The organism is Paenibacillus sp. N3.4, assembly GCF_008017805.1.
Lineage (GTDB): Bacteria > Bacillota > Bacilli > Paenibacillales > NBRC-103111 > Paenibacillus_E.
Window position 1 is genome coordinate 125,114 of record NZ_VRTT01000003.1, and the last position, 23,601, is coordinate 148,714.

Below are 23,601 nucleotides of genomic sequence, written 5' to 3' on the forward strand. Positions count from 1 at the left end.
GTTGTATATTTACTTTAGTGATTAAAAGCGTAACAGCATAAAAGCTTAAAAGCGAACAAGCGTTGATGTGAATAAGTGTTTTAACCCATAAATGAGGAGCGTGCGTACCATGATCGCAATTACATCCAACAAAACTTCTGATGAGCGTATTCAAGAAATCGTACAATTTATTGAAAAGCAAGGTGTTCAAGCTCATGTCTCTAAAGGTGAAGATCGCACCGTTATTGGTATTATTGGTCAAGCAGACCCGAAATTAGCAGAGCATCTGCGTCAAATGTCAGGAGTTGAGCAAGTCGTGAAAATTTCGAAATCTTACAAATTAGCAAGTCGTGACTTTCATCCGGCAGATACCGTTATCAAAATTAAAGGTGTAGAAATTGGTGGCGAGCAATTAGTAGTAATGGGTGGGCCTTGTGCTGTAGAAACACCGGAACAAATTGACGAGATCGCTCGCTTGGTTAAAGCAGCAGGCGGTCAAGTTCTCCGCGGCGGCGCGTTTAAGCCAAGAACAGGTCCTTACAGCTTCCAAGGCGTTGGCGTTGAAGGTTTAATCATGATGGCGGAAGCGGGTAAGAAGCATGGTCTTCTCACGATTACAGAAGTAATGACACCTGAATACGTAGATGTGTGTGCGCAATATGCCGATATTCTACAAGTAGGCACACGCAATATGCAAAACTTCGATTTGCTGCGCAAATTGGGGACGATTCAAACGCCGGTTCTGCTTAAGCGTGGTTTCAGCTCCACCTACGATGAGTTCTTGAACGCGGCAGAGTATATCCTTGCCGGCGGCAATCCGAATGTGATGCTCTGTGAGCGCGGAATCCGTACATTTGAAACGTACACACGGAATACGCTAGATTTGTCTGCGATTCCTGTTCTGAAACAATTAAGCCACCTTCCAGTCATTTCCGATCCAAGTCACGGTACCGGACGCAGAGAGTTGGTTGTTCCGATGACCAAAGCTTCCGTTGCTGCGGGAGCAGACGGTCTGATTATCGAAATGCATACGGATCCGGACAACTCAATGACAGGCGACGGCGTTCAGTCCTTGTTCCCAGATCAATTTGCCAAATTGCTAGTTGATCTGGAGAAGCTTGCTCCTCTTCTTGATAAAAAATTTGATACAAAAAAAGAAGCGATTTTGGCCTAATGAGTGATTTTTAGATAGAGACTGGTTTCTTCGACATGAAGAAGCTAGTCTTCTTTTTGTGCAGATGGGACAAATCTGTGAAATTGTGTAAGATTAGCTTACACATAAATAAAAAATACCTGACATAAGTATTGACTGCGAAAGCTGAAAAGCTATATAATATGTGCAAGATAACAACCAAAAAGATGAACAATAATCGTGTAAAGTACGTTGAATGTACGGAAATGGGAGGTATTTTTAAATGTCAGTTCAAAATGTGTTGAACCTTATCAAGGAAAAAAACATCGAGTGGGTAGATTTTCGTTTCGTAGGTCTTTCCGGTAAAGCGCACCATATTTCTTTGCCTTCAACAGAAGTAGATGAAGAAACTTTCGTAAATGGGGTAGCTTTTGATGGTTCTTCCATCGCGGGATTCCGTGGTATTGAACAATCTGACATGGTTATGATGCCAGATACAGAAACTGCTTACGTAGATCCTTTCACCGCTCACCCTACTTTGGTTATTATGAGCAACATCCATACGCCAGAAGGCGAACGTTATGATCGCGATCCACGCAGTATTGCTCAAAAAGCAGAAGAATATTTGCAAACAACAGGTGTTGGTACAACAGCATTCTTCGCTCCTGAGTCCGAGTTCTTCATTTTTGACGATGTTCGTTATGAGAACGGAATGAACAAATCCTACTTCGAAGTTGACTCCGAAGAAGCAGGTTGGAACACAGGCCGTAAAGAAGAAGGCGGGAACCTAGCTTATAAAGTTCCTGTTAAAGGCGGTTACGTTCCAGTAGCTCCAGTTGACTCTCAACAAGATATTCGCTCCGAAATGTGTAACCGACTTGCTGATGCAGGCTTGCGCATTGAGCGTCATCATCATGAAGTGGCTACAGCGGGTCAAGCTGAAATCAACTTCCGTTTTGATACATTGACTAAAACAGCAGACAACCTGCTCAAATACAAATATATCGTTGCTAACACAGCTAGAGAATATGGCAAAGTAGCTACTTTCATGCCGAAACCACTGTTTGGTGACAATGGTAGCGGTATGCACGTACACATGTCCATCTTCAACGAAGGAGAGCCTTTGTTCTATGAAAAAGGAGCTTATGCAAACCTGAGTGAAATGGCAATCAACTATATCGGTGGTATTCTGTATCACGCACCAGCTTTGATTGCATTGACTAACCCAAGTACAAACTCCTTCAAACGTCTGGTTCCAGGTTACGAAGCACCGGTTAACCTTGTATTCTCCAAAGGTAACCGCTCCGCGGCAGTTCGTATTCCGATTGCAGCTGTGACACCTAAAGGTTGTCGTATCGAATTCCGTACACCGGATAGCACAGCTAACCCATACCTTGCATTCGCAGCTATGCTGATGGCAGGTCTTGACGGTATCAAAAAGAAAATCGATCCACGCGCGCTTGGATACGGTCCTTTCGATACAAACATCTATGAAATGTCCGACGCTGAGAAAGCTGAAATCCGCAGCGTTCCTGGTACATTAGATGAAGCTTTAGATGCTCTTGCAGCTGATTCCGACTTCTTGATCGAGGGCGGCGTATTCACACAAGATTTCATCGATAACTATATCGAATTGAAACGTGGAGAAGCGAAATCTGTTGCAATCCGTATTCACCCACACGAGTACAACTTGTACTTCGATTGCTAATTCTTTAGCACTTATACATGTATCATAGGCTGTCTCTTCCTTTGCTATAATGGAAGAGACAGCTTTTACTATCCATAAACATTTGATGTGAAGAAACCTTGGACCTGGTCCTTGGTTTCTTTGTCGCTCCTCATACTTATGACATATTTGTGTGGTAGAGTATGGAAATCAAGGTGAGGGGGGAGATCATGGGCCTTTTGCTTGTACCATGGACTAACAAGGAAGTTGTTCATTTATTGAATCGAGCTGGATTCGGTTCGAATGAAGAAGAAATTGATGCTTGCGTCAAACTTGGCCGGGAGGAAACCGTCAGACGGCTCATAGCCGGCGAAGCTTTAATGAGTGATAGTAAACCGCTCACGCCATTCGAACAATTGTCTGAAGGCAATAAAGTGCTGGATCCCTTGCAGCTAGGGGATCAACAGATGTATTGGTTATATCAGATGGTCAATTCCGGAGCACCCCTAATTGAAAAAATGACGCTATTCTGGCATGGACATTTTGCCACAGCGAATTACAAAGTTGGCGATGTTGCGTTAATGGTTCAACAAAATAAATTATTTCGTAAATATGCGCTCGGCAATTTTAAAGAGCTGGTCCTTGCCGTAGGCCAAGACCCCGCTATGATGATATGGCTTGATGTGAATAAGAACAAAAAAGGCAAGCCCAACGAGAATTACGCTCGCGAAGCTATGGAACTGTTCACCCTTGGCATCGGTCATTATACAGAGCAGGATGTGAAGGAAGCTGCGCGTGCTTTTACAGGTTGGACCTATGATAAGAAAGAAAACAAAGTAGCCTATAATTTCAAGCAACATGACAGCGATAATAAGACATTGCTTGCTGAAACAGGAAAGCTGGATGCCCAAAGTGCCATAGATATTATATTTCATCAAAAAGCATTGCCTGTTTTTCTGGCTAAAAAGCTTCTTACTTATTTTGCTGCAGATCATCCTTCGGAAAGCTGGATAACAAAAGTTGCTGAAGATATTGCGACGAAACCATCAGTGGGAGAAGTACTTCAAGCGCTCTTTCTATCCGATGAATTCTATGATGAGAAGCTGCGTCTATCCCTCATCAAAACACCGGTGGATTATGTAGCGGGTATCCTGAAAGCCTGTCGTCTACCTGTCACGAAAGGACATGCGCAGGCGATGCGAAAGATGGGGCAGGAGCTGTATTCACCTCCTGATGTCGCAGGTTGGAGAGGGGGAGCTTCTTGGTTAAATACCAACTCCTTGTTAGCGAGGTACCAGTTCGCAGAATCTGTCGCCAAGCAAATGAATGGAAAAACGCTCACTTCACCTTCCTATACGCCCAAGCAGACAGATAGACCTGAGGAGTGGGTGAACCTTTGGACTCAGAATCTCGGGATGTCCGTGTTGTCGGACAAGACCATTCAAAGCTTAACCGCATACGCTGACGATACTATCATTCACACCAAGCAAAAGAGTGCGGGTTTGCGGGGGTTGCTTCACTTAATGTTAATAAGTCCGGAAGCACAAATGAAATAGCCGTTTAAGGAGTGGGATCATGAAATTATCAAGAAGGGATTTTTTGGTCAAAGGCACGGCGCTATTTGCGACTTTAGGACTAGGCGGCGGCTTATTGTTTAGCCCAGAGGGAAAATCAATATTTGCGAATGGTATAGAAGAGGACGTTGAAGAGCCTGTACTTGTGGTTGTTCAGTTAAGTGGCGGCAATGACGGTATCAATACATTGATTCCTTATGGACAAGGAATTTATTATGATGCAAGGCCGACTTTGGCCTACCAACAAAAGGATGTTCTTTCCCTTGATAATCAAGTCGGCCTTCACCCCAGTCTAGCTGGTCTCGCCGGATTGTATAAGCTGGGTAAGCTGGCCGTCGTACAGGGTGTTGGTTATCCTGAACCGGACCACTCTCATTTCCGATCGATGGAAATTTGGCAGACGGCGGAGCCGGAAAAGATAAGCCGAAGCGGCTGGATTGCCAGATACGCAGAGTCTTCTTTGCAGAAAAGCAGTAATCCGCTCAAGGCTGTGCAAATAGGAGGTTCAGGGAGCAAGGCATTTGCTTCGGAGAAACTCAGTTTTCCGGTTATCCAATCGCTCGAAACCTATCAGCTGTTTGATCCGAAAACAGCGATGCTAGACAAAAATCGTTTAAATAAAGCGTTCTTGGACATGTATGGCGCATCAAGTCAAATGGAACAGTTACGTGTCATATCGGGGCGGGGCAATGACGCTTATCGGAGCGTGGAAGCGATTCAAGCGTTAACAGCGACTTATGCGAATAAAATAGAGTATCCGAAATCGAACTTCGCCAAAGATCTCCAACTCGTATCCAAGCTTCTGGCTGGCAAATCAGGGACTCGGGTTTTCAATGTTCAAGTCGGAGGCTTCGATGATCATGCCGATGAAAAGGTGCAGCATGCTAAAGTATTGACGCAGGTAGATGAGGGATTGACTGCTTTTTATAAAGATTTGGAAGCACAAGGACTGCAAGATCGTGTAGTCGTGATGATGTTCTCTGAGTTTGGCCGGAGGGTGAAGGAAAATGGCAGCGGAGGAACCGATCATGGAACCGCAGCCCCTATGTTTTTGCTTGGCGGTAAAATAAAGGGAGGACTTTACGGAGCTTACCCAAGTCTTAGCAATCTGGATAATGGGGATTTGAAGTATCAAGTGGACTTCCGCTCTGTATACAGCACATTAATCGATAAGTGGCTAAAAGGCGACACGGCTGCTGTACTTGGGAAAACCTATGAACAGTTGAAGTTTATTTAAAACAAAGCCGGGGATTCATTCCCCGGCTTTTGGTATGCAGCTGCAAATGGTAATATATAGCTATAGACAACTCGTAACGAATATGTTAAGAAGGAGTGGGGGAATTGGAATTACATGCCATTTCGGATCATCTAAAACCTAACTTACGTATCCTGTTTGTGGGCTACAACCCGAGCATTCGCTCAGGTGAGACCGGGCATCATTATGCGAATCCGAGCAACCGCTTCTATCGTATTTTGTTCCAAACCGAATTAACGCCGCGCCTGTATAAGCCTGAAGAAGACGGGGACTTGCTGCAGCTAGGTTATGGATTTACGAATATCGTATCACGACCTACATTAACAGCTGCTGAAATCACGCCGAACGAATACCGTGTGGGTCGCATTATTTTAAAAGAAAAGATACAGGTATATCGACCTAGAGTCGTTTGCTTTGTAGGAAAAGGTGTCTATGAGCAGTACAGTGGTCGAAAAGGGATAAACTGGGGCGTTCAAGATGATCCTGTTCTGCCGGGCCTTATTGAATATGTAGCTCCCTCATCCAGTGGTCTTGTCAGAATGAAGCTTGAAGAAATGGTAGCTATCTATAAAGGGATAAAGATGTATGTCGAGACGGAGGGAAATGGATGAATATAGTGCTTCTCGATTAACGGATCACCTTGTTGTTCACAGAGGTTTTACTTGCTGCAAGGGGAGAATATTGCTATCATAGCCATAATACAACAAGCAAAGGTGTGGTCACTCATGGGAAATAGGGCCTATAACTTTAACGCAGGGCCTGCGGCTTTACCGCTCGAGGTTTTAAAGAAAGCACAAGAAGAGCTTGTCGAATTCAAGGGAATCGGCATGTCGATTATGGAAATTTCTCACCGCAGCGCGGAATATGAGCAAGTACATAACGAAACGCAGCAATTGCTTAAACAGATTTTCAGTATCCCTGACGGCTATCAAATTCAATTCTTGCAAGGTGGCGCAAGCACACAGTTTGCAATGATCCCGCTTAATTTTTTGAAGCCAGGTAAAGTAGGCAGCTATGTGCTTACAGGCGCTTGGGCCGAAAAAGCGATACAAGAAGCAGGCCTTTTTGGTGAAGTTGCTATTGCAGCCAGCTCCAAAGAACAAAAATTCATGAAAATTCCGGACTTAAGCGAAATTAACATTCACCCGGAATCCGCTTACCTTCACGTGACTTCGAATGAAACGATTGAAGGCGCGCAATTCCAAAGCTTCCCGGATACAGGCAATGTGCCGCTAATCGGAGATATGTCCAGCGATATTTTGAGTCGTCCTGTGGATGTTTCGAAATTCGGCATGATCTATGCAGGCGCACAGAAAAATCTAGGGCCATCAGGAGTAACTGTTGTTATTGTCAAAGAAGATCTGTTGCAAGATCTGCCTAAGACGATTCCAACGATGCTTCGTTACGAAATTCATGGCAAAAACAATTCCTTGTACAATACTCCACCAGTGTATTCCATCTATATGGTGAATCTGGTGTTGAAATGGATTCAAGAGCAAGGCGGACTAGCCGTTATCGAGAAAAACAACATCGAGAAATCGGGCTTGATCTATCAGGCAATTGATCAAAGCGGTGGCTTTTATCGCGGGCCTGTTGACCCAGGCAGCCGCTCGATGATGAATATTACGTTCCGTTTACAGGACGAAGAGCTGGAAAAGAAATTCATCAAGGAAACCGAACAAAACGGTTTTGTTGGTTTAAAAGGACATCGCAGTGTCGGTGGCTTACGCGCCTCAACCTATAATGCTGTTCCTTATGCTTCCTGCAAAGCTTTGGCCGATTTCATGAATGACTTTCAAAAACGCAACGGTTAAGAAATTTATCTGCAGCTATTCATGGCACCCTCATGTGCCCATGGATAGCTTTTTTGTTCGTTAGGCATAAGGGCAACTTCTTCGCTTTTAGGGTCCTTAGATGCTCTCTGGGAGCGTTCAAAGAGGCTGATTTGGGTAGCGCTGACTCTTGTTTTTAACAGGCTAATGCTAGAATCCAATATTCGACAAATCAACAATTTCAAGTTTAATTATAAAAAAAATTTTATACAGCCCCCGACCCGCGTCCTATCTAGGTTTAGGCATTTAAGGGGTAGATTTGTCGGTTTTTACTCGTTGACAAACACAATATATTGATATAAATTTGAATCTATCAACTACATATCGTGATAAAAAGCGTACACGCATGTGATAGATACTCGGCTGCCTCCTATGGAATTAGGAGGCAAAAGTGCCGTATTCATGCTGGTTTTGAGCGAATACGGGCACTCGAAATTCGGCTGGTTTTGTAAGAAAGAATGTTGGCGTCTTCGGTTTTGGTTGTACCGAGAGCGTCATTTTTATTTGTGACATGCATAGATGTTGACATAAGCCATACAAGATAGAGAAATAGAGAGAAAGTTGGTAGATGAAACCTATGTTGATTGCCTATGACTCAAAGACTGGGAATGTTCGCAGGTTTATTGCTAAGCTTAAAATGCCTGCCGTTCAGATCGAAGATGCAATGAAGATGGACGAGCCTTTCGTGCTTGTTACTTATACAACTGGTTTTGGTCAAATTCCAGCGAAGGTCGCTTCTTTCCTAGAAACGAATTCCTCTCAACTCATCGGAGTGGCAGCAAGTGGAAATCGTAATTGGGGTGACGGCTTTGCCAAAAGCGCAGATACGATTTCTGAGTTGTACGATGTGCCAGTGTTAACGAAGTTTGAACTGTCCGGCACCAAAAATGACGTAGAACGTTTTGTTCAGGAGGTACATGCAATTGCGGCACATTGAGCTTAATAACTTATTAATGCAACGCGGAGCGGATGGCTTTTTTCAATTAGAGAAGGATAAAGAAGCCGTTGACGTGTTTATGCAGGAAGTCCACAAGAACAGTCTTACTTTCCCCGATACCTCTTCGAAGGTTCGTTATATGATCGATCATAACTACTACGAGAACGTCTATGAGCACTACACACCCGCTGAAGTAGAAGATGTTTATCAAGTTGCACACGATAATGAATTCAAGTTCGCATCCTACATGGCAGCTTCCAAATTTTATACCGATTACGCGTTACGCAGTGATGATAAATCTTTGTACTTGGAACATTTCGCTGACCGTGTAGCCATTGTTGCCCTATACTTGGGACGCGGTGATGCGGCAACAGCACGTGTACTAGCTGTCTCTATGATGGAACAACGTTTGCAACCAGCGACACCAACATTTCTGAATGCCGGCAAAAGTCGCAGAGGCGAAATGGTTTCTTGTTTCTTGCTGGAGATGGACGACTCGCTCAACTCCATTAACTACGTACTGGCTACGTGCATGCAGCTTTCCAAAATTGGCGGCGGTGTCGCTGTGAACTTGTCTAAGCTTCGCGGACGCGGAGAATCGATCAAAGGTGTCGAGAACGCGGCCAAAGGCATTATGCCTGTTCTGAAATTGATGGAAGATGCTTTTTCCTATGCGGATCAAATGGGTCAACGCAAGGGCTCCGGAGCTGCTTACTACAATATTTTCGGCTGGGACGTTATGGAGTTCCTTGACAGTAAAAAAATTAACGCGGATGAAAAATCCCGTTTGAAAACCTTATCGATTGGGCTGATTGTTCCGAACAAATTTTATAAATTGGCCGAAGAGAATAAGCCATTGCACGTATTTGCTCCTTACACGGTTCTTCAAGCCTATGGCAAGCATTTGGATGATATCAATCTCGATGAGATGTACGATGAGCTTCTGGCTAATCCGAAGGTAAAGAAGAAAGTGGTTATGAGTGCACGTGATATGCTGGTCAAAATTGCGACAACCCAGCTGGAGTCCGGTTATCCATATATGATGAACCGCACGAACGCGAATAAAGATCACGCTTTGAAAGGGATTGGCACCATTAAGATGTCCAATCTGTGCACAGAGATTTTCCAACTGCAAGAAACTTCCGAAATTAATGATTATGGTCAAGATGATCTAATCCTTAGAGATATAAGTTGCAACCTGGCTTCTATGAACATTGCCAATGTCATGGATCGTAAGAAGCTGAGAGAGACCGTTCATGAAGGTATGATCGCTCTAACGGCTGTCAGTGATATGACAACGATCAGCAATGCGCCGGGTGTTGCCAAGGCGAACCGTGAGCTGCATTCCGTCGGCCTGGGGGTTATGAATCTACACGGCTATTTATCCAAGAACAAAATTAGCTATGAGAGCGACGAAGCCAAAGATTTTGCCCGAACGTTCTTTATGGCAATGAACTACTATTCGATTGAACAGAGCATGGAGATTGCTAAAGCCAAGGGTGAAACCTTTGATGGTTTTGAGCTTTCGGAATATGCGACCGGAGCCTATTTCAATCGATATACCGAAACGGATTACCGGCCGCTTACGGATAAGGTAAAGTCGCTGTTTGAAGGCATGCCAATTCCATCGCCAAGCGACTGGAACGAATTAAAAGAAAATGTTCGCAAACATGGCTTGTACCACGCTTATCGTTTAGCTGTTGCTCCAACGCAAAGCATTTCGTACATACAGAATGCGACTTCAAGTGTAATGCCGATTGTGGAACCGATTGAGACACGTACCTACGCGAACTCAACAACCTATTACCCGATGCCTTTCATGGAACGTGAAAACTTCTTTTATTATAAATCTGCGTATCAAATGGACCAATTTAAGATTCTGGATCTTATTGCCGAAATTCAAACCCATGTGGATCAAGGGATTTCAACCATTTTACACGTAAACAGCGATGTTTCGACGAGACAGCTGGCTAAATTATACCTCTATGCCGCACATAAAGGACTTAAATCGCTCTACTACACGCGAACAAATCAGCTATCCGTTGAGGAATGCGTCAGCTGCTCGGTGTAATTTGGAAGGGGATTGAACAGAGATGAGTACGGCTACCACGATCAATCATGCCAAGAAAGCTGTGAACTGGAATCGTCCTGATGATGATTTCACCATCACTTTCTGGAATCAAAATATTATGCAATTCTGGACAGACGAGGAAATTCCGTTGTCTGATGATAAAATGTCCTGGATCACGCTTAGTGGCGCAGAACGCGAGCTTTACATGAAAGTGCTTGGCGGTCTTACGCTGCTTGATACGATGCAAGGCGGCGTTGGGATGCCGAAAATTCTTGAACATGTAGAGGGACTTCAACGCAAAGCCGTGCTTAGTTTTATGGGGATGATGGAGCAGATTCATGCCAAGTCCTACAGCAGCATTTTCACTACGTTGTCTACGACAGAGGAAATTAATGAACTCTTCCTTTGGGTAGAACGTAATCCTTACTTGCAATTCAAGGCATCGAAGATCTCACACTACTATGAAAACATCGGTACGCCAAAAGAGCTATATCTGGCTATGGCTGCATCCGTTTTGTTGGAAAGCTACTTGTTTTATAGCGGTTTCTATTACCCGCTTTATTTGGCCGGACAAGGGAAGATGACGAGCAGTGGAGAAATTATTGATCTGATTTTGCGGGATGAGAGTATTCATGGTCTATATATCGGTGTACTGGCGCAAGAGGTCTATGCTGAGCTAAGTGCAGCTGAACAAGAAGAGGCCTATACAACGTTATGTGCCTTGCTCAGAGAGCTTCATGCCAATGAGGAACGTTACACGGAAAGTTTATACGGCACTCTTGGACTTGCAGAAGAAGTGAAGGCTTTCCTGCGCTACAATGCCAATAAAGCATTTATGAATCTCGGCGTGGAGCCGATATTTGAAGATGAGGACATTAATCCGATTGTACTTAACGGGTTGAGCACGAAGACGAAGCAGCATGACTTTTTCTCGAAAAAGGGAAATGGGTATGTGCGCACGATTCATGTTGAAGCGCTGACGGATGATGATTTTTTATTCGGTGATTAAGTTCGATGGCTGCGATACACAAAGGACCTAGCGATTCGTCGGGTCCTTTCTTTTGAGATAAGAATTTAATGTTTGGTTTGGGTTAAGCGAGAGCTTAATCCTTATTTTTTTGTTAATACGAGGAGTCAGGCAATGAACGTAATCATGGGATAGGAAATGGCTCCGATAACGGTATGTCTAGAAAGATAACACTGTTTTTCAGTGTTACAGCAGTCAGTCAAAGCAACAACTCCACTATAACGCTGAGAAACGTGCTTACAGATGGATCCTCAGGATTTTCAGGTGGTTTTCTCATGTTTGCCAGTAAATAGCTTGCAAATACGCAAAGAGACTGTCTGACAGGTCAGAAGCGACTTGTCGGACAGCCTTTACTTTAAGCGAGGGATTCCTTTACGACTGGCTCCGTTAATTTGTAGCCAACATTACGGATGGTCATGATATACTCTGGATTCCGAGCATTGTTCTCAATTTTATCTCGCAAATGTGAGATATGCACATCGACGATACGGGTATCGCCAAGGAAGTGATAGTCCCATACGCCATGCAAAAGCTGCTGTCTGCTCAGCACTTTGCCGCGGTGCTTGCAGAGGAAGAGCAGAAGTTCGAATTCTTTCGGAGTAAGCTCGATCGGGGAACCATTGACCATGACTTCGCGTTGATCGGCTTTTATGGCAATTTGGCCAATGGTAATGGCTGCATTCTCTGTTAAGGAAGGTAGAGTCTGAATGCGGCGCATGATAGCCTGAATCCGGGAAATAAGTTCTTGCGGAGAGAATGGTTTCGTCATATAGTCGTCGGCACCGTTATCGAGTCCAGCAATTTTATCCGTGAGGTCCTGCATGGCAGTCAGCATAATTATAGGGACGAGGTTGTTTTGGTTTCTTAGTTTGCGGCATACTTGGAAGCCGTCCATTTTGGGCAGCATCAAATCAAGAACGATTAAATCAGGACGAAATGTTTGGATAGCATCGAACACGGCTTCGCCGTCGAAAACGCAGTGTACCTCAAAGCCCACGAGCTTCAGGTTAAACTCTATAAGCATGGAAATGGAAGGTTCGTCATCTACAACAAGAATCTTTTTTTTCATTAGTCGGTTGGCTCCTTTTATCGAAGGATAACTCTATTATGACAAGACTCTATCATCGACATATTAAGATAAAGTTAACCCTGTGTAAAATTGCAATCCTTTTTGGCTTATAATAGGATAGAGAATGAGGTGAGCATGACAACAATGGCTTTTCATATTGTATTAGTTGAACCAGAAATTCCCGCCAATACAGGGAACATATCAAGAACTTGCGCTGCAACCGGAACCTATCTGCATTTGGTTAGACCACTAGGCTTTCAAACCGATGACAAGACGCTCAAACGAGCTGGTTTGGATTACTGGCATTCCGTTAAGCTAGAATACCATGACTCGTTTGAAGAGGTATTAGAGGCGTATCAAGGGCACCGCTTTTTTTTCGCCACGACAAAGGCGGACAAACGTTACACAGATTTTACATTCCAAGATGGGGATTTCTTCGTATTTGGCAAAGAGACCAAAGGTCTGCCTGAGGAATTATTACGTCAGCATCCGGAGACACTGCTGCGATTACCGATGTCCGATGCGGTCCGTTCCTTGAATTTATCGAACTCCGCAGCAATTATGCTGTACGAAGGCTTGCGGCAAACAGGGTTTGTGGGACTTGATTAAAGGAAGCAATTAGGTGTATTTAGGCCATATCTGCACGATTTGACAGGAAAAGAAAGTTTCAGCTTCTTATTAGAAGGATTTTTTAAAATCACGGCGAATAACTACGATATTAGTCCGTTCAGATATGCTGGATTAGGCCTAAAAAGCATAGAAATGTGAGCGGAAGAGAGGTGAAGTCCTATGATGAAGCCAGCCGGGGTAGTTCGTAAAGTCGATCAATTGGGACGCATTGTGCTGCCTAAATCGCTGAGAAAGCGATACCAAATGAATGAAGGTGATCCTGTAGAAATTTTGGTGCAGGGTGACCACATTATATTGGAGAGATATCGTCCCAAATGTGTGTTCTGTGGAAGTATGGAAAGTGTCAGTGAATTCAAAGATCGGTATATCTGTGGTGTTTGCGTAGCAGAAATGAACTTGCTGAAAGCTAGAGCCTAATAAGCGGAAGATAAACAAAAAAGCATCGGCTTCTCTTTAGAGAAAGCCGATGCTTTTTTGTTTACCACATTTACAGTCCTTTTGTCTTATCTTCGTTATAGGAAGCCGTCATCATGGCGACGATAAATAATACAAAAACTGTGTTGACGAGCCAAAATGTTGTTGATAAACCAAACATTGCTGCACCTCCTATAGGGTTAAAGAACGTAAATACACATAGTTAAAGCTTATTATACCCAACCATAATGAAAAAAGAAACGAATAAAGTGTGAATAATTTGGATTACTTAAAGAATAAAAAGTGGGTAGCAAGCGGTCTAAGCTTACCATCCGATGGACGATTAATGACGCTGCCATTCATGACTAAGGTGGAAGAGCCTCCACCATCAAGGTTATACGCATCTACAACACCTAGTTGCTGCAGCTTATCTTGCAGTTCAGCAAGGGTTGCTCCGGAATTTCCACTCTCATCGTAACCGTCTGTGACAATAAACAATAATTGATCATGTTTGTAGTTAGCCATAATCGTTCGCGCTGCTCTTGCCGGTGAACTCTGCCACTGATACGGTATGGACATCTTGCTGCCATTCTTCAATAGGACAGGAACAAAAGTGGAACCCATTAAGGGATTCAGCTTATCAAGCTCTGACTGAGAGCTGAACTTGCCGCCAATCAGCTTACGGTCTTTGTTCAAACCAATGAAAGTCGTATCATTATTGGTGGGAAAGAAACCATTCACATATTTTCCGTTCATAATCGTCGTATCGAGTGGATATCGCTTGCCCTTATTGTCATCGGCAAAGCCGCCTGCATTCACGCCGGCTACAGCGCCATAACGCGCTGCAGCATCTAAAGTGGATTCGCTCGAGCCTATTTTATCTTTACCGAGTACCAGCTTTATCGCTTTGTCACTTTTCAGGTTTACTTTAAGAGCATATCCTTTGTAGTTGCTTTCATTCAATGAAAATAATTTTAAATCAATATTGCCGGAAGAGGCAGTTTTAATAGGGCTTCCAAGCTTAGCTGTAATGCGCGCATCATAGATCATGCTTGGTTTCGCAGCTTGCGCCGCGGTGTTCTGGAGCAGTGCTGTGACCTGTGCGGTACTCTTCTCATATAAATCGAAGTATTGCTGAATGATGGACTTGGTCTGAATGGCATCACTATTTGCTTTGGTTAGTTTGGCGTTCAGCAGCGTGGTATCTTGTTGAAATGAAATGGGCACTGAAGCCTCAGTCGTCCAAGGCGCAATATGTACATTGGCCGTTACGAACAGCAGCCAAATGAGCATCCCCAGAAAGGGAGCACAGGCCAGTAAAAAGACGCGATTGATTTGTTGAATAGCTGTCATTACTTTAACACATCCAAATTCTTTTGCAGCTCATCCAACTTTTTCTTGACATCGGCAAGCTGCGTATAGAGCTGATTGCTATTATCCGTTTTGCTGTTGGCGCTATCCTTCGTAAATGCCAGCAATTCGTTGAGCGAATCGACTTTGGTCTGAAGAGCTTTCATGTCGGTTGTGACACTGTCTTTCAATTGCGTTACTTGCTTTTGATAATCCTGTTGAATGACTTGCAGTTGTTGCTGGGTTTGCTGTGCGATATCGGTTGCTATTTCTTGTTTCAAATGCTCAGTGTACAACATTGCCGCTGTCACTCCGATTGCGATCAGCATGACCCAACCCACAAACAAGATCACATACGTCTTCTTCCTTACCTTGGCAGTCTTCGAAGTCCGAGGGAAAGAATTCGCAGTCGTCGTCTCAATGGGCATGTTCATGAAAATCACCTCTGTCTATTAGTATAGCATATTCCATATTTTTTACAGTCATTTAGATAGAATTCGCTGTTTTTCGATATTCATTGGGGGAGATGCCTTCTTGCTTCTTGAAAACTTTGCTGAAATATTTCTCATCCTGATATCCGACCATTTCTGCGACTTGAGAAATGCGAAGATGAGGATTGCGGAGCAGAACCTTTGCTTTGTTCATGCGAATTTGCCCTAAATAGTCGGACAGATTGACCTCGAACTCCTGTTTGAACTTTCGCGAAATATATTCACGGCTCAAATAAAACCGATTGGCAATATCTTGAAGCGTGATATCTTCGTGATAGTTTTTTTCTAAGTAAGCAGAAATTTCGAAAATAACATTTTTATCCTTCTGTTGATGCTCCAGCAAACGTTTAGACAAGTGGAGCATACTCCTAGTGAGTTCCTGCTGCCAAAGTGACAGAGAAAGGATGCCGTACTCGTCCAGCGGAACGATTAAACTGGAAGGTTCATCAAGCAGCATTTGTTTAATCTCTTCCTCACTTTTGTTGGAGAAGAACTGCTGCACCCAACGGCGTTTCATCACACTATACTCTCTCCACCAATGGTCGAGCTGTTCCAAGGTGATGGATTCGCTTTGTTTAACCGCATCAATCCACTGTTTAACAGCTTCTTGAATCTTATCCATGCTGCCGCTGCGGATAGCCAGATGAATCTGCTCTTCATAACGGCTGAACGTAAGAACCAGCTGCGATGATGAAATTGGTTTCTGATTTCTGTGTATCCAAGTATCTTTGGCTAACAAATTTCGCTGTCTAAGGGCGTTCCTAGCTTCTTGATAAGAAACAGGCAAATCCATAGGAAAAAGATGAGAGCTACCGATGCCAAAATCAACACGACTTCGCAGCGTAGTACGCATTCCTTCATTAATTTTCGTAAGAAGCGCCTCTGCTCCAGGCTGATCTTTCCATAGAAGCAGCACAATCTCATTATCGCTGTTCCAATGACGGAAGGCGTAACCGCGCTGATCGCTAATGAGAAACTCATTACAAATATTAATGAGGGAAAATAGCAGAAGATCCAGATTATGACTGAATTTGTTTTTCAAGCTGCGTTCCATCGTATCCATGGAAAGGATAGCAACGCGGCATTCATTCACTTGCCTGGACAGACCCAATTCTCTCTCCATCTGCTCAGCTGAATAATCATAGGCGGACGGTTCAGCGATGAGGTTAGAAAGCAACTTGTCCCAATAAACAGGTTTTATTTGGTTCATTTCCATATTCAGCTCACGATTGGTTTGGCGTGTTTCTTCGTCCTTGTTCCAAGCCTGAATCGCTTTATCCAGTGCTTCATTTAATTGATCGGGATCAACGGGCTTCAGGATATAGTCGGTTCCTCCGAACTTCAAAGTATGGCGGAGCAGCGAGAAGTCGTCATGTCCGCTGATGACGATTGTTTTCGTATCCGGGGCATGGGTTTGCAGCCATTCCAATAATTTAACGCCATTCATAATGGGCATCATCATATCGGTCATTATAATAGCCGGATGCTCTTGTTGAATGGCCTTAATCGCTTCCTCACCGTCTTGAGCCTCCAAAATCGTGCTGATACCAAACTGCTGCCAGTTAACAAGTAGACGTATGGCATCCCTCACATGTTTCTCATCATCGACAATTAATACTTTCATTCGTTGGTTCCCTTCTCCATAGGAATGTGAATCACAATTCGCAGTCCGTGTGGGTTGGCATGTTCGAGCTCTAATGTTGCCTGATCTGTGAAATATAATTGTACGCGGGTAAGAACATTACTGAGCCCAATGCAGCCATGATCCGATATAGAGGGAGCATGCAGACGTCCTCTGACTTCTCGCATACGCTCCTCTGTTAGCCCAATTCCGTTATCTTCTATCTCGAGAATTAAAAAGGGCTGACCGCCCTCTATAATTTTCGTCGCGCGAAGATGGAGTAAGCCCGTCGATAGGCTAGGTTTAAAGCCATGTTTAAAATAATTTTCGACAAGCGGCTGAAGAATCATTTTTGGTATGGAGACGGACTTCGTGCTAGCCTCGATATCATAGATGATCTCGAATTGGTGCTCAAATCGCTGTTTTTGCAGCTCCAGATACGCTTTAATGTGATCGATTTCTTTGCTTAAAGGGACAACGGACTCGTTCGTATTCATGCTGTAATGCATCATTTTGGCAAGAGATGAAATCAATCCATAGATTTTCGGCGCATCATGCTGCAAGGCTAGTGTACCAATGGATTGTAGTGCATTATTCAAGAAGTGCGGATTAATTTGAGCTTGCAGGGCCATGAGTTGATTGGATTTATTCGCAAGCTCTAAGCGGTACTCGCGCATCACCATTTGATTGAGATCCTGCATAAGACTATGAAACCGATTGGCAAGAATGCCCATTTCATCCGTTCGGGCGAGCTCAATATCAGCATTCTTCTGTCCGGCTTGAATTTGACCAGTCTGAATGCGAGTGATGTAACGAATGAGTTGTTTAATTGGCGCTGTAAAACGAATACTGATATATACGGTTCCGGCAATGACGATGAGAAGAAAAAGAGTCAAGACAAAAGAGTTAATCAATGTTAATTGACGAGCATTTTTGGTTAATTGTTCATAGGGCAGACGTTTGACAATCGTCCAATTCACATAGTCGGTTTGCATTTTGGCATAAACATTCATTCCCGCGTAATCGCCTTTGGTCCACTCGTAGTTCCCGTCAGTCAGGCTGTGTATAGCTTCATCGCCCCAGTTGTCTTGAAGTGGTTGACCCCATTTGGCTGCGTCAGGACCAAAAACGATATGACCATTTTCATCCAATATATATAGTTCTTCTTGATCATGTGTATACAAGCTTTGCGAAATGGCCGAAATAAGATCGAGCTGCAAGTCGATGATCAGTTCACCAATAGATGTGTTATTGGGTGAGTACATAATTTTGCGATGCATAGATAGGACAGGTGTAGGTGCAGAATAAACATTAAGCGGGAAGCCATAGCTGGAACTTTGATGGGTTGTTTCGAAATAAACGGTTTTGTGATCAGGAAAAGGATATAGACGTTCATATTTGCCGATCCTACTCGGTGGCGTAAAGTCATTCACCGTTAAAAAAGAAAGGTTGCTGACGTTTGAATAAAGGTAAATTTGTTTAATTTCCTTAACGGAATGAGACATGACCTGAAGGCCATTGTAAATCACTCTCTCATTGATGTAATCAATATCCTTCTCCCTTTGCAAAATATCGTATAGTTGTCCGGTTTCACTCAGATGCTGCCCTGTATAAATGGTCAAGGAGGTCTGAACAACGCTATTCAAGTAATTGAGTAAATTCGTTTTGGCCTGAGAAATGAGTGCTGTGTTGTTCGTAATGGTGTCTTCCGTCACTCTTTGTTTCGTGAAATAATAAGAAACCACTATAGAAGTAATAAAAGGAACCAATGTTGCAACAAGTAGAAAGAGAATTAATTTATTGCGCATGCTATTGCGGATCAAGCTACATCAACTCGGTTTCCTATTAGTTTTTCCCCTACATTGTAGCAGGAGAGGTCAACAAATTCCACCTAATGGGTCACGATATTCAGTGTTTCATAAGCAATAAGAGATTTATACTAAATAAAATCAGTTACATATTCGTAAGGGGGAATATTCCCATGAAAACAAACAAAGGGATCTCAGGCGTTATGCAGCAATGGGTCTTCGTTGGCCCTGCACTTATCTTCTTTACCCTGATCGTCCTCATTCCTTTTTTCATGAGCATTTATTATTCATTTACTGAATGGAACGGCGTTACCACAAACGTAAAGTTCAATGGATTGGATAATTTCAAACACATTTTATTTGAAGACCAAGATTACCGGAATGCATTCTGGTTCACAACTCGTATGACCGTTACAAACGTCATACTTACCAATTTAGTTGGTTTTTTACTTGCCTTACTGCTGACGCAAGCTTTGAAAAGCCGCAATGTGCTGCGTACGATCTTTTTCATGCCCAATGTAATTGGCGGGCTGTTGCTTGGTTTCATCTGGCAGTTCATTTTTGTTAAAGGCTTTGCTACATTGGGGAGCCTGACGCATATTGGTTTCTTCGAGCTTCCATGGCTAGGGGATGCGACTACCTCATTCTGGGCGATCGTGATCGTTAGTGTGTGGCAAGGCGCCGGATATCTCATGATTATCTATATTGCGGCCTTGTCTAATGTTCCTAAGGATATGATAGAAGCTGCTTATATTGACGGTGCAAGCCGTACGCAAGTGCTGCGAAGCATTATTATTCCACTCATTATGCCGGCTGTTACGGTTTGTCTTTTCCTAACCATTTCTTGGTCATTCAAAATGTTTGACTTGAACTTCTCCTTAACTCGCGGAGGCCCTTTCAACTCCACAGAATCGCTTGCTATTAACATTTATCAAGAAGCGTTCCGCAACAATCGTTATGGTCTGGGAACAGCGAAAGCATTTATCTTCTTTATTGTCGTTGCCATTATTTCGACCATCCAAGTCATGTACACGAAACGCAAGGAGGTTGAAGTCTAATGGAAACCGCCAAAAAATATACAGCACGTTTGTTTACGCTAGAAGTACTAGGTATCGTGATAGCACTTTTATTCCTGGTTCCATTTTATTTCGTTGTCGTTAACTCGCTCAAGACATTCCCGGAACTTGCCGCTAATACGGCTAAGTTGCCGAAAGCCTTATACTTGGAAAACTATACGAAAGTATGGACGATCATGAAGTTCCCTACGGCTTTTATGAACTCTTTGATCATAACCATTCTTAGTAATCTTGGACTTGTGATCATCAGCTCAATGGCTTCTTACCGAATGGTGCGCAAAGCAAGTAAATTCAATAATCTCGTCTTTCTTGCATTCGTTGCTGCCATGGTTATTCCTTTTCAATCGATAATGATTCCGTTGGTGCGTGTTGCGAGCCAAGTCGGACTCATGGACAGCAAGCTGGGTCTCGTCGTTTGTTATTTCGGATTCGGAGTTTCACTGAATGTTTTCTTGTATCACGGATTTATCAAGTCGATTCCGCTTGAAATTGAAGAATCGGCGACGGTAGACGGTTGTTCACCTTATGGTGTGTTCTGGAGAATCGTTTTCCCGCTTCTTAAGCCGATGTCAACAACGATTATTATTCTGAACAGCTTGTGGATATGGAACGATTACTTGCTGCCTTCTCTAGTCTTAAATAATCCGGATCTAAGAACAATTCCGCTTGCTACATTTTCATTCTTTGGCCAATATACGAAACAGTGGGATCTAGCTCTTGCTGGCTTAACACTTGGGGTATTGCCGATCGTGCTTTTCTTCTTGGCCATGCAAAGGCATATTGTGGAAGGAATTACAGCAGGTTCAGTAAAAGGTTAACAAAATTTCTAATATGTTCAAGATATTCCACTTTTATGTTCAATATTATCTGTGTTCCAGTAAGAAGTAAGTGTTTACAATAAAGGTATAAGCTGATAACAAACAAGCAAATTCAACATGTTCGTTGTCAGAGCAAGCAATAGATGTTGATAAAAAGGGAGGCTTTACTTTTATGAAAAAAATGACGATGATCAGTATGGCTGCTGTGCTTACTTTATCGATGGTAGCAGCAGGGTGCGCTAAAAAAGACAATACAGCAAGTCCGGCTCCGGCAGCTTCAACTGGAACAACAGCAGCACCTGCTGCTGGTAAGCCAGTTACCATTAAAATGTTTCAATTTAAAGTAGAGATCGCAGATCAATTAGGGAAATTGGTGGCGGAATACCAAAAATTGAATCCAAACGTGAAAATTCAAGTGGACACCGTTGGCGGTGGCGCGGATTACGGCGCAGCATTACTGGCGAAGTTTAACTCGGGCGACAAACCGGATATTTTCAACAATGGCGGTTTCTCGGATCTGGATAAATGGATCGACAACTTGGAAGATCTATCCGATCAACCATGGGTAAAAGATCTTGTAGCGGTTTCCAAAGAGCCAATGACCAAAAATGGTAAATTGTATGGCCAACCGTTGAACTTGGAAGGTTACGGTTTCATTTACAATAAAGATTTGTTTACTAAAGCAGGCATTACTGAGCTGCCAAAAACGTACTCACAGCTTGAAGCAGCAGCAAAAAAACTGCAAGATAGCGGTGTTACTCCTTTCGAAACAGGATATGGAGAATGGTGGGTGCTTGGCAACCATTTCGTCAACTTGCCGTTCGCTTACCAACCAGATCCAAATGCGTTCATTGATGGTTTGAACAAAGGAACTGCGAAAATTCCGGGTAACGAAGTATTTAACAAATGGGCCAATCTATTTGATCTACAGTTGAAATACGGCAACAAAAACCCGCTGCAAACAGACTACAATACGCAAGTAACTGACTTTGCAACAGGTAAAGCGGCTATGACACAACAAGGTAACTGGACGCAAGTACAAATCTCCAAGACAAATCCAGATATCAAAATCGGTTTCTTGCCAATGCCTATTAGCGATGATGCCACTGCAAATGACAAACTTTTCGTTGGCGTACCGAATAACTGGGTTATCAACAAAAACTCTGCTGTGAAAGATGAAGCGAAGAAATTCCTGAACTGGATGGTAAGTTCAGATATCGGTAAGAAATATATCACAGAAGAATTCAAATTCATCCCAGCGTTCACTACGATTCCTGCTGATGAAAAAGTACTTGGACCGTTAGCTGCTGATATTATCAAATACAGCAAAGACAACAAAACATTGAGCTGGAACTGGTTTAAATTCCCAGGTGGCGAAGCTTCCAGTAAAAAATTCGGTGACATTATGCAAGGTTATGTTGCGAAAAAGTATACGAAGGACCAAATGCTGGATGAATTCCAGAAAACGTGGGATAGCCTTAAGAAGTAACTCCCTAATCAGCTGTAACAAAGCCTCAGCGTCAATGCTGAGGCTTTTTGCCGTTTAACAGGATAGGAATAGCCTGTTACAATGAAGAAAGACTGGAGGGCTAAGATGAAAACAGGTATCAGGACTTGGCTGCAAAGTAAAAAAAATGCGCTTCCACGAGAGAAGCAGCTATCCCGTGAAGCAATTATTTCATTAATTATTCATTCTACCTTTCAGTTTGGCGCTTCCATGTCGGGGGTATTTTTAAACTTATATTTATGGCGTCTGACACACAGTGTCGCTGTAAATGGGATTTACAGTATGATTGTTTACATATTAACTCCGATTGGCTTTGCTATTGGCGGTTTGATGATTAAGAAGAAAGATCGGATGGTCTCATATAGACTAGGGATTATGCTGGTTGGTCTATTTTATTTGAGCGTTATTATCGCCCAAGAAAGATTGGTCGAATATTATTTCCTTTTTGCCATCTTCAACGGACTTGCAGCCGCCTTCTATTGGGTCGGTTATTTAACGTTGATGTATGACGTTTCCACAGAGCAAAATCGGATTCGGTATTTGGCATTTAATATGATCTTTTTCACTGCGGCAACGTTAGCGGGACCTGCTTTGGCAGGGTTCATTATTCGTTTGCAAGAGGGACTTCGCGGATATACGATCGTCTTTTCCATTGCTTTCTGTATGTTTTTGCTAGCTGCTATCATTTCATTGAAAATCAAGGCTTCAAGTGGCCATCACAAAGTATACTACTTGAAATTAACCGGTCTTCTCATGAAGAAAGAACGCGATTGGTTGAAAGCGCTTTTTGGTTTTTTGGGGATCGGATTGCTTCAGGGGACGATGTTGTTTTTGCCTAACATCCTTTTATTTAAGGTCATGCCCCGAGAAGATATCGTCGGTTATTTGGGCGTTCTGTACTCCAGTTTAAGCATCGTGACAGGTATTTTTATATCCAAATATGCGGACTCCAGCAAAGCCAGAAAATATTTGGCCTTCTCGACGCTTGGTTATTTAGTCGGTGTGTCTCTCTTATTAGGGAGCATTAATGTATGGTCTGTTGTAGGTTTTATGATTCTGTACTCGATCTTTTCACCTCTACAAGGGAATACGATGACCGGCTATTATTATGGACTCATTTCCAAGCTGCCGTTAAAAGGAGAACTGAAAGTAGAGAGCGTTGTTGTCAGAGAGTTTTTTCTAAACGTGGGAAGGATTATTTCTATTATTTGTTTAATTACGTTTGGGAGTGATTTAGACGGTGGATGGATTCCTTGGATTCTAATGTCGGCTTCCTTGACACAGATCGCTTTAGTATGGTCCGTCAAGAATAAGTAATATGAGCATGAATGAGCAATAACCCGG

General features: G+C 43.1%; 20 protein-coding genes. 15 read left to right on the plus strand and 5 right to left on the minus strand.

Annotated elements, in window-relative coordinates; genetic code table 11:
• Positions 1–109: 109 nt before the first annotated feature.
• The 9 genes from aroF (at position 110) to nrdF (ending at position 11,455) form a co-directional block, all read left to right on the plus strand.
• Positions 110–1,153 (plus strand): 3-deoxy-7-phosphoheptulonate synthase, encoded by a 1,044-nt coding sequence (aroF, locus tag FU659_RS03365; protein WP_147946244.1) that lies wholly within the window; start codon positions 110–112, stop codon positions 1,151–1,153.
• Between the two features lie 241 nt (positions 1,154–1,394).
• Entirely contained in the window at positions 1,395–2,819 is a 1,425-nt protein-coding gene (glnA, locus tag FU659_RS03370; RefSeq protein WP_147946245.1) for a type I glutamate--ammonia ligase, read from the plus strand.
• A 188-nt stretch (positions 2,820–3,007) separates the two neighbouring features.
• Positions 3,008–4,333: a DUF1800 domain-containing protein gene (locus FU659_RS03375; protein ID WP_147946246.1), complete on the plus strand. Its 1,326-nt coding sequence runs from the start codon at positions 3,008–3,010 to the stop codon at positions 4,331–4,333.
• Positions 4,334–4,352: 19 nt separating this feature from the next.
• The gene (locus FU659_RS03380; RefSeq protein WP_147946247.1) at positions 4,353–5,588 is read left to right on the plus strand and encodes a DUF1501 domain-containing protein; all 1,236 of its coding nucleotides are present in this window, start codon (positions 4,353–4,355) and stop codon (positions 5,586–5,588) included.
• A gap of 104 nt (positions 5,589–5,692) precedes the next feature.
• On the plus strand, positions 5,693–6,217 hold the full coding sequence (locus tag FU659_RS03385) for a mismatch-specific DNA-glycosylase (protein ID WP_147946248.1): 525 nt from the start codon (positions 5,693–5,695) through the stop codon (positions 6,215–6,217).
• A gap of 114 nt (positions 6,218–6,331) precedes the next feature.
• On the plus strand, positions 6,332–7,420 hold the full coding sequence (serC, locus tag FU659_RS03390; protein ID WP_147946249.1) for a 3-phosphoserine/phosphohydroxythreonine transaminase: 1,089 nt from the start codon (positions 6,332–6,334) through the stop codon (positions 7,418–7,420).
• Between the two features lie 595 nt (positions 7,421–8,015).
• Entirely contained in the window at positions 8,016–8,375 is a 360-nt protein-coding gene (nrdI, locus tag FU659_RS03395; protein WP_147946287.1) for a class Ib ribonucleoside-diphosphate reductase assembly flavoprotein NrdI, read from the plus strand.
• Complete coding sequence (gene nrdE, locus FU659_RS03400; RefSeq protein WP_147946250.1) at positions 8,362–10,446, plus strand: class 1b ribonucleoside-diphosphate reductase subunit alpha; 2,085 nt, start codon at positions 8,362–8,364, stop codon at positions 10,444–10,446. Before nrdI ends, nrdE begins: the two co-directional genes overlap by 14 nt.
• Before the next feature lie 22 nt (positions 10,447–10,468).
• Positions 10,469–11,455, plus strand: a complete 987-nt coding sequence (gene nrdF / locus FU659_RS03405; protein WP_147946251.1) for a class 1b ribonucleoside-diphosphate reductase subunit beta — start codon at positions 10,469–10,471, stop codon at positions 11,453–11,455.
• Positions 11,456–11,828: 373 nt separating this feature from the next.
• On the opposite strand, the gene FU659_RS03410 is transcribed toward nrdF, so the two are convergent.
• Positions 11,829–12,542, minus strand: coding sequence for a response regulator transcription factor (locus FU659_RS03410; protein ID WP_147946252.1), 714 nt, complete (start codon positions 12,540–12,542; stop codon positions 11,829–11,831).
• Positions 12,543–12,686: 144 nt separating this feature from the next.
• On the opposite strand from FU659_RS03410, the gene trmL reads away from it, so the two are divergent.
• Both trmL and FU659_RS03420 read left to right on the plus strand, forming a co-directional pair.
• Entirely contained in the window at positions 12,687–13,151 is a 465-nt protein-coding gene (gene trmL, locus FU659_RS03415; protein WP_147946288.1) for a tRNA (uridine(34)/cytosine(34)/5-carboxymethylaminomethyluridine(34)-2'-O)-methyltransferase TrmL, read from the plus strand.
• A 183-nt stretch (positions 13,152–13,334) separates the two neighbouring features.
• Complete coding sequence (locus FU659_RS03420) at positions 13,335–13,589, plus strand: AbrB/MazE/SpoVT family DNA-binding domain-containing protein (protein ID WP_147946289.1); 255 nt, start codon at positions 13,335–13,337, stop codon at positions 13,587–13,589.
• A gap of 282 nt (positions 13,590–13,871) precedes the next feature.
• Here the strand turns inward: FU659_RS03420 and FU659_RS03425 are convergent, their stop codons facing one another.
• From FU659_RS03425 to FU659_RS03440, 4 genes are read right to left on the minus strand one after another with little or no spacing between them, the layout of a single operon-like run.
• Entirely contained in the window at positions 13,872–14,939 is a 1,068-nt protein-coding gene (locus tag FU659_RS03425; protein ID WP_147946253.1) for a phosphodiester glycosidase family protein, read from the minus strand.
• Positions 14,939–15,370, minus strand: a complete 432-nt coding sequence (locus FU659_RS03430) for a hypothetical protein (protein WP_147946254.1) — start codon at positions 15,368–15,370, stop codon at positions 14,939–14,941. Before FU659_RS03430 ends, FU659_RS03425 begins: the two co-directional genes overlap by 1 nt.
• 52 nt (positions 15,371–15,422) lie before the next feature.
• Complete coding sequence (locus FU659_RS03435) at positions 15,423–17,051, minus strand: response regulator (RefSeq protein ID WP_147946255.1); 1,629 nt, start codon at positions 17,049–17,051, stop codon at positions 15,423–15,425.
• Complete coding sequence (locus FU659_RS03440) at positions 17,048–18,856, minus strand: cache domain-containing sensor histidine kinase (RefSeq protein ID WP_187273872.1); 1,809 nt, start codon at positions 18,854–18,856, stop codon at positions 17,048–17,050. The genes FU659_RS03435 and FU659_RS03440 overlap by 4 nt, the downstream gene beginning before the upstream one ends.
• A 173-nt stretch (positions 18,857–19,029) precedes the next feature.
• On the opposite strand from FU659_RS03440, the gene FU659_RS03445 reads away from it, so the two are divergent.
• From FU659_RS03445 to FU659_RS03460, 4 genes are all read left to right on the plus strand, one after another.
• A complete protein-coding gene (locus tag FU659_RS03445; RefSeq protein WP_147946257.1) occupies positions 19,030–19,914 on the plus strand; it encodes a carbohydrate ABC transporter permease in 885 nt (294 codons plus the stop codon).
• Positions 19,914–20,750, plus strand: coding sequence for a carbohydrate ABC transporter permease (locus tag FU659_RS03450; RefSeq protein ID WP_147946258.1), 837 nt, complete (start codon positions 19,914–19,916; stop codon positions 20,748–20,750). The genes FU659_RS03445 and FU659_RS03450 overlap by 1 nt, the downstream gene beginning before the upstream one ends.
• Before the next feature lie 172 nt (positions 20,751–20,922).
• Positions 20,923–22,239, plus strand: coding sequence for an ABC transporter substrate-binding protein (locus FU659_RS03455; protein WP_147946259.1), 1,317 nt, complete (start codon positions 20,923–20,925; stop codon positions 22,237–22,239).
• A gap of 105 nt (positions 22,240–22,344) precedes the next feature.
• Complete coding sequence (locus FU659_RS03460; protein WP_147946260.1) at positions 22,345–23,574, plus strand: MFS transporter; 1,230 nt, start codon at positions 22,345–22,347, stop codon at positions 23,572–23,574.
• Positions 23,575–23,601: the final 27 nt, after the last annotated feature.